Below are 12,853 nucleotides of genomic sequence, written 5' to 3'. Positions count from 1 at the left end.
GGTCGCGGGGAGCCTGCTCAGACATCGTACGGCGGTCGCGGGATGGGGTCCACCATGGCGTCGAAGCCCTTCGGGAGCTGCGCGACGAGGTCGTGGAACTCCCCCACCGTCACCGTGTCACGCAGGGTGGCGAGCACCGCGACGGCACCCACCTCCGCGACCGCCGGGTCCACCGCCGCGCGTTCGGCCACGCGGTACAGGAAGTCGACAGCGCCACCCGTGGTGGCGGTGCCGGCGGGCTCCAGATAACCGCCCACGTCGTCCGGCAGCTGCGCGGCCAGGTCCGTCGCCTCGTCCGCGGTGATCCGGTCGGCGAGGGTCTGCAACACGGCACGGGAGACCGTCGCGGCCTCGTCGGCGGGCAACTCGGCCCGCCGCGCCACCGCCTCGACGAACAGGGGGAACCGCATCCCACCCCTCCCCTCGCCGCCGGCGGGCACCACGCCCACCCCGCTCGGCCCCGGCGGGTACCCGCCCCCGCCCCGGCCAAACGCCCCCGGCCACGACGAACGGCCGCCACGTCACGAACCGGGGGTAACATCCGCGCCATGGCACCCGTCACCCACCCCGGCGCCTGCCCGCTGGACTGCCCGGACACCTGCGTCTGGCAGCTCACCGTCGACGACGGCCGGGCGGTCGCGCTGCGCGGCGACCGCGACCACCCCTTCACCAGGGGCGCGCTCTGCGGCAAGGTGAACCGCTACCTGGACGCGGTGAACGGGCCGGACCGGCTCACCACGCCCTGGGTCCGCACCGGCCCGAAGGGTGTCGGCCGGGTCGCGTACCGGCCGGCGAGCTGGGACGAAGCAGTCGACCGGGTGGCCGCCGGGCTGCGGACGAGCATCGAACTCCACGGCCCGGAGTCGGTGCTGCCCTACTACTTCGCCGGCACGATGGGCCTGATCCAGGGCTGGACCATGGGGCCCCGGCTCTTCGCCCACCTGGGCGCGTCCCGGCTGGACACCACCATCTGCACGGCGGCGGCACGGGCGGCGCTGCGCTCGCTCTACGGCGCCTCGGTCGGCTTCGAACCGGAGTCGATCGTCGAGGCGAACCTGATCGTCCTCTGGGGCGCCAACCCGCTCGTCACCAACCTGCACCTGTGGCCGTTCGTGCAGCAGGCCCGCGAGCGCGGCGCGTACGTGGTGACGATCGACCCGCTGCGCACCGAGACGGCGGCCCGCAGCGACGAGCACGTCGCGCCGCTACCCGGCACCGACGCGGCGCTCGCGCTCGGGCTGATGCGGCACGTCCGCGACGCCGGGGCGGCCGACGAGGAGTGGCTGGCCGCGCACACCACCGGCTGGCCGGAACTGCGCGCCCGGCTCGACGACTGGCCGGTGGAACGCGCCGCCGCCGCGTGCGGCCTGCCCGCCGGGACGATCCACCGCCTCGGCGACCGGATCGCCACCACCCGGCCGACGGCGGTACGGGTCGGGCTGGGCCTGCAACGCCACCACGGCGCCGGGCAGGCGATCCGGGCCATCTGCGCGCTGCCGCTGGTCACCGGCGACTTCCGGTACCCCGGCGGCGGGGCCCTGGTCACGACCAGCGGCCACCACCGGGTCGACAACGGCCCGGTGATCCGGCCGGCCGGCATGCCCGCCCCGCCGGCCCGGTCGCTGAACATGAGCCGGCTGGCCGCCGTGCTCACCGGGGAGGCCGACCCGCCCGTCACCTCGCTCGTGGTGTTCGACGCCAACCCGGCGGCGACCGCCCCGGACCAGGCCCGGCTGCTGACCGGGCTCGGCCGCGCCGACCTGTTCACCGTGGTGCTGGAGCAGCGCTGGACCGACACCTGCGACTACGCCGACGTGGTGCTCCCGGCCACCATGCAGCCCGAGCACCTGGACCTCCAGACGTCCTACGGGCACCACTACACGACGCTGAACCTGCCGGTCACCCGCGCGCCGGGTGAGGCGCTGCCGAACACCGAGATCTTCCGGCGGATCGCCGCCGCGCTCGGGATCGACCATCCGGCGTTCCGGGACAGCGACGAGGACCTGGCCCGGCAGTTGCTGGCCGGCGCCCCGATCACGTACGAGGAACTGCGCGAGCGCACGTACGCCCGGCTCACCGGCGTGCCGGTGGGCTCCGCGCCGTACGCCGAGGGTGGTTTCCCCACAGCGGACGGGCGGGCCCGGCTGCACGACCCGGCGCTGGCCGCGCTCGGGGTGGACCCGCTGCCCGGGTACACGCCACCGGCCGAGGCGGCCGACCCGGAGCTGGCCCGCCGGTTCCCGCTGACGCTGCTCACCCCGGCCAACCGCTATTTGATGAACTCCACGTTCGCGTCGCTGCCGTGGCACACCCGCCGCGCCGGGCCGCCCCGGGTGCACCTGCACCCGGCCGACGCGGCGGCGCGCGGGCTCGCCGACGGCGACGCGGTGCGCGTGCACAACGACAGGGGCGCGTTCCTCGCCGCGGTGGCGGTGGACGAGGCGGCCCGGCCCGGGCTGGCGTTCACGTACAAGGCGTACTGGGCGCGGCGCAGCCCGGGGCGGTCCACTGTCAACGCGGTCACCGGCGTCCGGGACACCGACCTGGGCGAGGCGCCCACGTTCCACGACTGCCGGGTGGAGGTCGAGCCGGTGCCGGCCGCCCTGCTGACCGCCGAGCCGCCCCTCGACGAGGTCGCGGAGCCCGTCGCGGCTGGGTGATTCGGGACCTCCGGCCCCCTGACCTGGTCTTTGCGCCCCTGCTCCGGCCCGTCGCCGCCGCCTAGCGTCGGAGGCGGACAACAGGGAGGTTCGCCATGCGTACGTGGCAGGTGCAGGACGTGATGACCAGGGACGTGGCGTCGGTACGGGAGGGCACGGAGTACCGGGAGATCGTCGACGTGCTGACCGAACGGCACGTCACGGCGGCGCCGGTGGTGGACGAGACCCGCCGGGTGCTGGGCGTGGTGTCCGAGGCGGACCTGATGTACAAGGTGGAGTTCCTGGGCCAGCCCCGGGAGCGGCGGATCCTGCCGGACCGGCACCGCCGCGAGGCGCGGGCGAAGGCCGGCGCGACGCTCGCCGCCGACCTGATGACCGCTCCCCCGGTCACGATCACCCCGGACGCCACGATCGTGGAGGCGGCCCGGCTGATGGACGCGCGCGGCGTGAAGCGGCTGCCGGTGGTGAACGACCTCGGCCGGCTGGTCGGCATCGTCACCCGCGGTGACCTGCTCAAGGTGCACCTGCGCCCGGACGCCGGCATCCGGCGGGACGTGGTCGAGGAGGTGCTGTGGCGCAGCCTCGGCGTCCGCGACGGCGTGGTGGACGTGACAGTGGACCGGGGCGTGGTGACGCTCACCGGCCAGGTGGAGCGCCGGTCCACCGCGCAGCTCGCGGTGCGGCTGGCCCGGCAGGTCAGCGGCGTGGTCGAGGTGGTCGACGCGCTCGGCTACGCGATCGACGATTCGCCGATGGCGGCGCTGCGCATCGGCGGCGGCACCCCGGCCGGCATCGCCTGAGCCCTGGACGGCCCGGTGGGTGCCGGCGTACCCGGCGCCCACCGCCGTCACTCCTGGGCGAGCGCGTCCAGCACCAGCGCGGCGGTCCAGCTGAACGCCGGTGAGCCGAGACCGGCGCCGGTGTCCGGGTGGAAGTACTCGTGGCAGCCGGCCAGGTCGACCAGGTCGAGCAGCGACTCGCGCAGCCCGGCGGCCAGGTCGGCCCGGCGGTGGGTACGCAGTCCCTGCCAGAGCAGCCAGCCGGTGTTGATCCAGCTCGGGCCGCGCCAGTAGCGCAGCGGCTCGAAGTCTTGCGCGGTGCGGTCGTACGTGGGCAGCGGCCGGTCCATCCGGGCGGCCAGCCCGAAGCGCGGCGAGCACGCCTCGGCCAGCAGCGCCGACACCTGCGCGGCGGGCAGTTCGGGCAGCGCCAGCGGCATCAGCCCGAGCACGGTCCGGGCCGGCACGAGCCGGTCCGCGCGCACGTCGCGGGGACAGAACGTGCCGCCGGCCGGATCCCAGAGGCGGGTGACGAGCGCCTCGGTGATCCGGGCACCCCGGTCACGGTGCGGTCCCGGGTCGGCGCCGATCACCGCGGCGATGCGCGCGAGGGCGTACTCGGAGACGCCGAGCGCGGAGTTGACCAGCGGGCACTCCACCAGGAACGGGTGCCGGCCGAGCAGTCCCTCGTCCCGGTAGCGGCCGGCCCGGTAGCCCTCCACCAGCGCGACGTAGCGCGCGTAGTCCAGGTCGGTGGGGCGCTGCGCCGCGTCGGCGTGCGCGGTGTCGTGCCGGCGGTACGCGCGCATCACCGCCTCGTCGGCGGGCACCCCTGCGAGCGGCGCGTCCCAGGCGGGGCTGTTGTCCAGCCCGGACTCCCACGGGTGCACGATCGACGCCAGCCCGCCGCCCCCGGCGTCGCGCCGACCGGTCAGGTAGCGCTGCTGCGCGACCAGCCTCGGGTAGAGCCGCCGCAGCGCGGCCACCGACGCCTCGCCGGGCGCGCGGCGGTGCACCAGCCAGGCGGCCGGAGCGTGCACCGGCGGCTGGACGATCCCGGAGGTGGCCCGGGCCGGCGAGCCGTCGGCGCGGGCCGAGTCCCAGAACTGCGGCCCGGGGAAGTACGGCCCGGCGCGCGAGGCCGGGTTGAACACGATGTGCGGCACCCGCCCGTCGACCCACTGCGCGGCGAACAGCGTGCGCAGTTCCCGCCAGGCCCGGTCCGGGCGGACGTGGGCCAGGCCGATCGCGATGAACGCCGAGTCCCAGCTCCACTGGTGCGGGTAGAGCGTGCGGGAGGGGACGGTGTGGTCGTGTTCCCAGTTGGCGTCCAGGGTGGCCAGCGCGAGGCGGCGCAGCCGGGCGTGGCGGTCGGCGTCGGCGCGTACCCCGGTGGTCAGCGTCATGCGGCGGCCCGCCGGGGACGGGCCTGGGCCAGCGCGGTGGCGGCCTGGCGCAGCGCGGCGACCGGCTCGCCGCGCAGCCGGCACTCCAGCGCCAGCCAGCCGGTGTAGCCGATCGCGTCGAGCGTGGCCAGCAGCGCGCCCCAGTCGAGGTGCCCGGCGCCGGGCTGGTGCCGGTTGGAGTCGCTGACCTGGACGTGCCCGAGGTACGGCGCGGCGGCGCGCAGCGCGGCGTGCGGGTCGTCCTCCTCGATGTTCATGTGGTACGTGTCGGCGGCGACCCGCAGCGCCGGTGACCCGACCGCGCGGCACAGCTCGACCGCCTGGTCGAGCCGGTTGACCATGTGGTCCTCGTACCGGTTGAGCGGTTCCAGGAACACGGTGACCCCCTCGGCGCGGGCGTGCGCGGCCAGCTCGCCCAGGGCGTCGACGAGGACCCGCCGGTCGCCGTCGGCCGAGCGTGGCGGGTCGAACGGGGGCAGCCGGCGGGAGAACATGCCCCACGCGGCGGGGGTCATCGCACCGACGCCGCCCAGCTCGGCGATCACCGAGAGCTGGGACCGCAGGTTGTCCACCGCGTCGCGGGAGCGGCCCGGGTCGAAGTCGCCGATGAAGTGGTCCATCTCGACGCAGACGGTCGGCACGACCACGCCGGCGGCGCGGGCGCGGCGCAGCTCCGGCAGCCGCCGGGCCAGCGCGTGGTCGCCCCGCCCGCGCAGCTCGATGCCCTGGTAGCCGAGGGAGGCGGCGAGGGCGTACTTCCGGGTCAGGTCGGTGCCGGGAAGCAGCTGCTCCTGGCAGGCAAGCGGAATGTCCATTAGAACCTCAGCACCACTTGGAGGACGTCACCGTCACCGCGGTCGAGCAACGCCAGGGCGTCGGCCACCGCGCCCGCGTCGACGACGTGGCTCACCAGCGGCAGCGGGTCGACGCTGCCCTCGGCCACCAGGTCCATGAAGGTGTGTGCGATCCGCGTCCCGGACCACCGGCCGGCCGTGCCGGGTGCCGGATCGGGCCCGGAGACCTGGGCGGCCACGAGCTGGATCCGGTTGTGGTGGAACTCCTCGCCGAGTTCCAGCCCGTGGGCGTACCCCTGGTAGAAGCCGGCCGCGACGACGCGCCCGGCGTGCGCGGTGGCGCGGATCGCTTCGTGCAGCGCCGGGTACGACCCGGACAGCTCCAGGCAGACGTCGGCGCCCCGGCCGTCGGTGGCGGCCCGCAGCGCGGCGGCGGGCGAGTCGGCGGCGGCGTCGACCACCCGGCGCGCGCCGAGCCGCACGGCGTGCGCGAGCCGGCCCGGCATCCGGTCGACGGCGACCACCCGGGCGCCGGAGAGCGCGGCCAGACGCGTGCCGAGCAGCCCGATCACACCCTGCCCGAACACGCCCACCCAGTCGCCCAGATGCAGGTCACCGGCGAGCACCGCGGTCAGCGCGATGGCGCCGGGCCGGGCGAACACGGCGGCGAGCGGGTCGAGGCCCGGTGGCAGCGGATGCGCGGCCGTCGCGGGGAGCACGGCGTCGGCGCGGTGCCCCCAGATGCCCCAGACGAGCTGGCCGGGCCGCCGCCCGGCCACGTCGGGCGCGACCTCGACGATCTCGCCGACCTCCTCGTAACCGAAACCCACCACCGGGTACGCGGGCGCGGCCTGGCGGGGCACGAACATGTGGGAGCCGGCGTCCCAGTCCTTGCGCAGTCGCGGGTTGCTGCCCCGGTAGAGCGTCAGCTCGGTGCCGGCGGAGATGCCCGAGTAGCGGGTGCGGACGCGGACCTGGCCCGGACCGAGCCGGTCCGTGGGGCAGGGCTCCAGGCGTACGTGCCGGGGCCCGGCCAGAGAGACAACCCAGTTGCTCATGGCGTCGCTCCGAGGGAAGTGCCGACCCCGATTCTAACCCAAAAAATGGGCATATGTGATTCGATTGATGAATCGATGGGTATTAGCGGCAGGCCGTACTCTTTCGAGAGGAGTGCCACCGATGTCATCACCCTCCACGCGGCGGCTCGCAATCAGCCTGATCCTGGCACTGGCCGGGACCGGCATGGCCGCATGCAGCGACGACGGGCAGAAATCCGACAGTTCGCAGATCACCGTCTGGAGCCTGGAAGACGTGGCGGACCGCGTCGCCGCCACCAAGACGATCATCGCCGACTACACCGCCAAGACCGGCGTCAAGGTCAACCTGGTCACCGTCAACGAGGACCAGTTCCCGTCCCTGATCGCCTCCAGCGCCGCCGCCGGCGACCTGCCCGACGTGGTCGGCTCGGTCTCGCTGGCCGGGGTGCGCACGCTGTCCGCGAACGAACTCCTCGACGCCGACGCCAACGCCGCCGTCGTCGACCGGCTCGGCCGGGACACGTTCACGCCCCGCGCGCTGGAACTCACCAGCGACGGCGGCGCACAGCTCGCCGTACCGAGCGACGGGTGGGGCCAGCTACTCGTCTACCGCAAGGACCTGTTCGCCGCCGCCGGCCTGCCGGCGCCCGACACGTACGAGAAGATCGCCGCCGCGGCGGCGAAGCTGAACACCGGCGGCGTCGCCGGTATCACCGCGGCCACCTCCCCCGGCGACGTGTTCACCCAGCAGACGTTCGAGCACCTGGCGCTGGCGAACAACTGCCGGCTCACCGACGACTCCGGGAAGGTCACGCTCGACTCCCCCGAGTGCGTCGAGGCGTTCCGCTTCTACGGCGACCTGATGCGGAACAATTCGGTGAAGGGCGCCCAGGACGTCGACACCACCCGGGCCACCTACTTCGCCGGCAAGGCGGCCATGCTGATCTGGTCGCCGTTCATCCTCGACGAGCTGGCCGGGCTGCGCGCCGACGCCCGGCCCACCTGCCCGCAGTGCCAGTCCGACCCGGCCTGGCTGGCCAAGAACAGCGGCTTCGTCACCGCGATCAAGGGCCCGAACGGCACCGAACCGGCCCAGTACGGCGAGGTCAGCTCCTGGGCCGTGCTCGACGGCGCGGCCGACCCGGCGAAGTCGTTCGTGGAGTACATGCTCTCCGACGGCTACCCGCGCTGGTTCGGCATGTCCCCCGAGGGGCGTTTCCCGGTGCGCACCGGCACGCGAGAGGACAAGCAGAAGTTCCGGGCCGCCTGGAACACCAGCCCGGCCGGCGTGGACACCAAGAAGCCGCTGTCCGAGGTGTACGGCGAGGACGTGCTCGCCACCCTGCGGAAGAGTCCGGACACGTTCCAGCGCTGGGGCCTGACCGAGAACCAGGGCAAGCTCGTCGGCGCCATCCTCGGTGAGCTTCCCGTACCCAAGGCGCTCGCCGACGTCGTCGGCGGCAAGTCCGACGCCCGCGCCGCCGCCGAACGCGCCCGTAAGGACGTCGAGGCGATAGCCAAGGGCGTCAATTGACCACCACCGCGCCGGAGGCCGGCCGCTCCCCCACCCCGGAGCGGTCCCGCCGGGCCGGCCGACGTCCGCTGACACTTCGCCGCCGCGAGTCCCGCGCCGGGCTCGCGCTGGTCAGCCCGACCCTGCTCGTCGTGGTCGCGGTGATCGGCATACCCATCGTCTGGACGGTGGTGCTGGCCTTCCAGCGGGTACGCCTGGCGACACTGCGCAAGACCGGCCTGTTCGGCGAACTGACGCTGGACAACATCGACCGGGTGCTGCACACGCCCGGGTTCGCCGACACGCTCTGGACCACTGTGCTCTACAGCGTCGGCGGCACCGCCGGCTCGATCGTGGTGGGCCTGGTGGCGGCGCTCGCGGTACGCGGGCCGTTCCGCGGCCGCACGCTGGTACGCGCGTCGATGCTGCTGCCGTACGTGGCGCCGGTGGTCGCCATGACGTTCGTCTGGCAGGTGATGCTGGACCCGCAGCTCGGCATCGTCAACGACTGGGGGCGGCGCTTCCTCGGCTGGGATCAGCCGGTGCCGTTCCTGTCCCAGGAGTCCACCGCGCTGTGGACGGTGATCGCGTTCGAGGCGTGGCGCTACTTCCCGTTCGCGTTCCTGTTCCTGCTCGCGCGGCTCCAAGCGGTGCCCGGCGAGCTGGAGGAGGCCGCCCGGGTCGACGGGGCCACACCCACCCAGCGGTTCCGGCACATCCTGCTGCCGCAGCTCATGCCGGTGATCGCGCTGATCGGCGTGCTCCGCTTCATCATGACGTTCAACAAGTTCGACGACGTCTACCTGCTCACCGGCGGCGCGGCCGGCACCGAGGTGGTGAGCGTCCGGGTCTACCAGTTCCTCACCGCCCGCACCGACATCGGCGCGGCCGCCGCCCAGGCCGTCGTGCTCGCCGTGGTGCTGCTCGTGTTCGTGGCGATCTACCTGCGCTTCTTCGGCGCGCGACGGGAGGCGTGATGGACCGGGACCGGATCGAGACGGTCAGCCTGCGCTGGCTGCGCCGGCTGGTGATCGCCGGGTTCCTGGTGGTCACGCTGCTGCCGTTCTGGTACATGCTGGTGCTGTCGGTACGCCCGATCGAACGCCTGCTGCTGGAGCCCGGGTCGCTCTGGGTGCCGTTCGGCGAGCTGACCGTCGCCACGTACGCCGAGGTGTTGAAGTCCGTCTCCGACGGCGGCCAGGGCTTCCTCACGTTCATCCGCAACAGCGGCCTGGTGGCGCTCGCAGCCACCGCGCTCACCCTGGTGATCGCCATCCCCGGCGCGTACGCGGTGTCCCGCCTGCGGTTCTTCGGCCGCCGGCAGGTCAGCGCGCTGTTCCTGGCGGTCTACCTGTTCCCGTCGATCGTCATCGCGATCCCGCTGTTCGTGGTCTTCACCCGGGCCGGGCTGCGCGGGTCGCTGACCGGACTGGTGCTCGTCTACATCTCGCAGACGCTGCCGGTGTCGGTCTACATGCTGAAGAACTACTTCGAGACGATTCCGGTGAGCCTGGAGGAGTCGGCGGCGATCGACGGCGCGGGCCGGCTCGGCATCATCCGCCGGGTCAGCCTGCCCCTCGCGGCGCCCTCGGTGATGGCCGTCGCGCTGTACGACTTCATGATCGCGTGGAACGAGTACCTGTTCGCGCTGCTGTTCCTGGTCGACCGGCCGGACCGGTGGACCGTGTCGCTGGGGCTGTCGCTGCTCGCCGACGGCGTCGAGGTGCCCAAGACGGTGCTGATGGCCGGCTCGGTCATCCTCACGCTGCCGATCGTGGTGCTGTTCTTCGCCGGGGAACGCCTGCTCACCGAGGGACTCACCAGCGGGGCCGAGAAGGGCTGAGCGTCCGTGCCAGGATGATCGGGTGCGAGCATCACGGGAGCGCCGGGCCGGCGCGCGGGCGGCCCGGCTGCTCACCGAGGCGCTCGCCCCGACCGTCCTGGTCACGGCGCTGCCGCTGGTCGCCGCCGCCCGGGTCAGCCGCTCGGCCGGTCAGTTCCTGCTCTGGGGCGGCATCGCGCTCACGTTCTGCGCCGTCATCCCGATCGGTGTGCTCGTGCACGGCGTCCGCCGGGGGCGCCTCACCGACCGGCACGTCGGCGACCGCACGCAGCGGGCCCGTCCGCTGTCGATCGGGCTGGCCTCGGTGGCGGCCGGGTTGCTGCTGCTGGCGGCGGTCCGCGCGCCGGCCGAGCTGTTCGCCGTGATCGTGGTGGTCTTCGTGGTCGGCGCGGCCTGTGCGCTGGTGAACCACTGGTGGAAGCTGAGCATCCACGCGGCGGTCGCCGCAGCCACCGTCGCCGTGCTGGTGCCGCTGGCCGGCCCGGCCGCGAACCTCGGCTGGGTGCTCGTCGCGGCCGTGGGCTGGTCCCGGGTACGGCTCGGCGACCACACCTGGCCGCAGGTGCTGGCCGGCGTCGCGCTCGGCGGGCCGCTCGCCGCCGGCACGTTCCTGGCGCTCTCCTGACCCGCTCCCACAAGATCAGCTACGGTGGCCTCATGGGTAAGCCGACCCGCTGGGTGACCGACACGAAGCCCGGCCACTCGCAGTGGTACGTGGACCGGTTCCGTCAGCTCGCCGCCGAGGGCGCCGACCTGTCCGGTGAGGCGCGGCTGCTCGACGCGCTCGTGCCGCCCGGCGCGCGCGTCCTGGACGCCGGCTGCGGCACCGGCCGGGTCGCCGCCGCGCTCGCCGCGCGCGGGCACGACGCCGTCGGCGTGGACGCGGACCCGACGCTCGTCGAGGCGGCCCGCGCCGACCATCCCGGTCCCCGCTTCCTGGTCGCCGACCTGGCCGAGCTGGACCTGGCCGAGCAGGGTGAGGCCGAGCCGTTCGACGCCGCGGTGCTGGCCGGCAACGTGATGGTCTTCGTCGCCCCCGGCACCGAACGCGACGTGCTGGCCCGCGTCGCCGCGCACGTACGCCCGGACGGCCTGGTGGTGGTCGGTTTCGCCACCGACCGCGGCTACCCGGTGGCCGACCTGGACGCCGACGCGGTCGCCGCCGGGCTGCGCCCCGAGCACCGCTTCGCCACCTGGGATCTGCGGCCGTGGCGCGACGACGCCGACTTCGCGGTGAGCGTGCTGCGCCGCCCCGCCGGCTGAGCCTTCTCCTGCCGACCAGGGCTCACGCGGGCGCGGCGACGGTGCGGGCGGCCTCCGGGTCGAGCGGGCTACCGGCCGGCAGGAGGTCCACCAGGCCCGCCGGCAGTCGCGCCGGGCGCACCCCGGCATAGCCGAGCATGCCCGGCACGTCCGCGCCGGTCAGCGCGTACCGCCGTCCGAGGTCGGTGACCACGCAGACCGCACCGCCGGTGGCACCCGGCGCGGACACCGCCTCGACCAGCGCGCCGCGTCCCGGCTCCACCACCACCTCGTCGGCGAGCCCGGCCCGCCCGCCCGGTGTCCGCGTGGCAGCGGCCAGGTCCGGCGCGGTGACGCCGACGCGGATCTCGCGGACGCCGGCGTCGTCACCGGCGCGCGCGCAGATCGCACCGCTCTCGGCGGTGGCCAGCCGGGGCGGTGCGGGGGGCGGCGCGCTCGCCCCGCCGGGCACCAGACCGGGCAGTTTCGGCAGCGCGGCGAACCGGCCGAGCGTGATCGGTTCCGGCTCCCGCTGGCCGGTGCGGGCCAGCAGCAGCGCCGCCTGCAACTCGGTGATGCCGGCCAGCCCGCCGCGCTGGGCCACCGCGTACTGCCGCCCGCCACCGGAGTTGCGCACCAGGTAGACGTCGCCCACTGTCGCGCCGGTGACCCGCTCGGACGGCTCGCCGAGGTCGTCCACCGGCGGTGGGGCCAGGTCGGCGCCGGCCGGCAGCGTGTTGAGCAGCGCCGCCGCGACCGGCACCGCCCGTTCCCGGGTGGCGGCCAGCGCGGCGAGCACCCGGTCGGTGTCGCGCAGCAGGTAGCGCCGGTCGTGCCAGAGCAGGTGCAGGCCGCCGTCCGGGTGCCGTGCCAGCAGCCCCTGGTCGCCGAGCACCCGGCCGCCCGTGGCCTCCCGCCCGATCAGCAGCACCGACCGGGCCTCGTCGCGCCCGGCCGCCGGACGCCCGGCCTCCCCGCGCTCGGCCTCGTCGCCCGGCGCCGAGCAGAGCGTCCACGCGTCGCGGACGAGCCGGTTCGGCGCGGGTAGCGAGTCCGGCGCGTCGGCGATGCCGAGCGGCAGACCGCGCGGCACCCCCTCGATGGCGCGGCGGCCGACCAGCACCGTCTTCGGCCGCTCCGCCCCGATGATCAGCAGCGCGGAGGCGTAGTTCGAGACCGGGTGCAGCTTCTCGTCGCGGTAGACGAATCGCGCGCCCGACTCCTTCTCCACGATCACCGCGCCCGTCTCGCGCCACGAGTCACCGCCGCCGGTGAACAGGCCGTAGAGGGCGACGCCGCCGAGCGCGATCGCCGCGACCAGGACACTGGCCAGACCGGCGCCGGCCAGCCGGCGGAACGGGGACTGCGGCGGGTCCGTCTCCCGCATGACGAGCGCGGCGACCGCCCGCTGGACGGTGAACTGGTACGAGTGCAGCTGGTCCTGCCGCGACGCCATCGGGTCCCTTCCCGCCGGGATGGTCGGCGCACAGGATAAGCGCTCCGTCGATCCCCCGGCGACCCTGCGTGTCCCTCACCGGCCCGTCGTTGTCGGCCCGCTCCGCCAGTACGCCGAGGTGGC

General features: G+C 74.5%; 12 protein-coding genes. 7 read left to right on the top strand and 5 right to left on the bottom strand.

Going from position 1 to position 12,853, the window contains the following annotated elements:
• Positions 1–17: 17 nt before the first annotated feature.
• On the bottom strand, positions 18–410 hold the full coding sequence (locus tag SM452_RS17860; protein WP_194801725.1) for a DUF2267 domain-containing protein: 393 nt from the start codon (positions 408–410) through the stop codon (positions 18–20).
• Between the two features lie 138 nt (positions 411–548).
• On the opposite strand from SM452_RS17860, the gene SM452_RS17855 reads away from it, so the two are divergent.
• Entirely contained in the window at positions 549–2,660 is a 2,112-nt protein-coding gene (locus tag SM452_RS17855; protein ID WP_463840325.1) for a molybdopterin-containing oxidoreductase family protein, read from the top strand.
• A 95-nt stretch (positions 2,661–2,755) separates the two neighbouring features.
• Positions 2,756–3,460 carry a CBS domain-containing protein gene (locus SM452_RS17850; protein WP_463840324.1) on the top strand — a complete coding sequence of 235 codons (705 nt, stop codon included), beginning with the start codon at positions 2,756–2,758 and terminating at the stop codon, positions 3,458–3,460.
• Positions 3,461–3,507: 47 nt separating this feature from the next.
• Here SM452_RS17850 and SM452_RS17845 read toward each other — a convergent pair whose 3' ends face one another.
• From SM452_RS17845 to SM452_RS17835, 3 genes are read right to left on the bottom strand one after another with little or no spacing between them, the layout of a single operon-like run.
• Positions 3,508–4,845 carry an MGH1-like glycoside hydrolase domain-containing protein gene (locus SM452_RS17845; RefSeq protein ID WP_463840323.1) on the bottom strand — a complete coding sequence of 446 codons (1,338 nt, stop codon included), beginning with the start codon at positions 4,843–4,845 and terminating at the stop codon, positions 3,508–3,510.
• Positions 4,842–5,660 carry a sugar phosphate isomerase/epimerase family protein gene (locus tag SM452_RS17840; protein ID WP_355509356.1) on the bottom strand — a complete coding sequence of 273 codons (819 nt, stop codon included), beginning with the start codon at positions 5,658–5,660 and terminating at the stop codon, positions 4,842–4,844. Before SM452_RS17840 ends, SM452_RS17845 begins: the two co-directional genes overlap by 4 nt.
• On the bottom strand, positions 5,660–6,697 hold the full coding sequence (locus tag SM452_RS17835; RefSeq protein ID WP_355509358.1) for a zinc-binding dehydrogenase: 1,038 nt from the start codon (positions 6,695–6,697) through the stop codon (positions 5,660–5,662). The genes SM452_RS17840 and SM452_RS17835 overlap by 1 nt, the downstream gene beginning before the upstream one ends.
• Before the next feature lie 121 nt (positions 6,698–6,818).
• Between SM452_RS17835 and SM452_RS17830 the strand changes: the two genes are divergently transcribed.
• The 5 genes from SM452_RS17830 to SM452_RS17810 are packed head-to-tail and all read left to right on the top strand — an operon-like array spanning position 6,819 to position 11,295.
• A complete protein-coding gene (locus SM452_RS17830) occupies positions 6,819–8,210 on the top strand; it encodes an ABC transporter substrate-binding protein (protein WP_355509360.1) in 1,392 nt (463 codons plus the stop codon).
• A complete protein-coding gene (locus SM452_RS17825; RefSeq protein ID WP_355509362.1) occupies positions 8,207–9,166 on the top strand; it encodes a carbohydrate ABC transporter permease in 960 nt (319 codons plus the stop codon). The genes SM452_RS17830 and SM452_RS17825 overlap by 4 nt, the downstream gene beginning before the upstream one ends.
• Entirely contained in the window at positions 9,166–10,032 is an 867-nt protein-coding gene (locus SM452_RS17820) for a carbohydrate ABC transporter permease (RefSeq protein WP_013285935.1), read from the top strand. Before SM452_RS17825 ends, SM452_RS17820 begins: the two co-directional genes overlap by 1 nt.
• A gap of 22 nt (positions 10,033–10,054) precedes the next feature.
• Entirely contained in the window at positions 10,055–10,657 is a 603-nt protein-coding gene (locus tag SM452_RS17815) for a phosphatase PAP2 family protein (protein ID WP_355509365.1), read from the top strand.
• A gap of 32 nt (positions 10,658–10,689) precedes the next feature.
• Positions 10,690–11,295 carry a class I SAM-dependent methyltransferase gene (locus SM452_RS17810; RefSeq protein WP_355509367.1) on the top strand — a complete coding sequence of 202 codons (606 nt, stop codon included), beginning with the start codon at positions 10,690–10,692 and terminating at the stop codon, positions 11,293–11,295.
• Between the two features lie 22 nt (positions 11,296–11,317).
• Here SM452_RS17810 and eccB read toward each other — a convergent pair whose 3' ends face one another.
• Complete coding sequence (gene eccB, locus SM452_RS17805; protein ID WP_355509369.1) at positions 11,318–12,730, bottom strand: type VII secretion protein EccB; 1,413 nt, start codon at positions 12,728–12,730, stop codon at positions 11,318–11,320.
• Positions 12,731–12,853 lie beyond the last annotated feature (123 nt).

The sequence above is a fragment of the Micromonospora sp. SYSU B005 genome, from assembly GCF_055362685.1.
This window is presented reverse-complemented; position numbering and strand designations above follow the sequence as displayed.

Coding starts and splice junctions, on each gene's coding strand:
- SM452_RS17850 (WP_463840324.1), top strand. CDS start 2,756: ATGCGTACGTGGCAGGTGCAGGACGTGATGACCAGGGACGTGGCGTCG.
- eccB (WP_355509369.1), bottom strand. CDS start 12,730: ATGGCGTCGCGGCAGGACCAGCTGCACTCGTACCAGTTCACCGTCCAG.
- SM452_RS17830 (WP_355509360.1), top strand. CDS start 6,819: ATGTCATCACCCTCCACGCGGCGGCTCGCAATCAGCCTGATCCTGGCA.
- SM452_RS17820 (WP_013285935.1), top strand. CDS start 9,166: ATGGACCGGGACCGGATCGAGACGGTCAGCCTGCGCTGGCTGCGCCGG.
- SM452_RS17840 (WP_355509356.1), bottom strand. CDS start 5,660: ATGGACATTCCGCTTGCCTGCCAGGAGCAGCTGCTTCCCGGCACCGAC.
- SM452_RS17845 (WP_463840323.1), bottom strand. CDS start 4,845: ATGACGCTGACCACCGGGGTACGCGCCGACGCCGACCGCCACGCCCGG.
- SM452_RS17810 (WP_355509367.1), top strand. CDS start 10,690: ATGGGTAAGCCGACCCGCTGGGTGACCGACACGAAGCCCGGCCACTCG.
- SM452_RS17860 (WP_194801725.1), bottom strand. CDS start 410: ATGCGGTTCCCCCTGTTCGTCGAGGCGGTGGCGCGGCGGGCCGAGTTG.
- SM452_RS17835 (WP_355509358.1), bottom strand. CDS start 6,697: ATGAGCAACTGGGTTGTCTCTCTGGCCGGGCCCCGGCACGTACGCCTG.
- SM452_RS17855 (WP_463840325.1), top strand. CDS start 549: ATGGCACCCGTCACCCACCCCGGCGCCTGCCCGCTGGACTGCCCGGAC.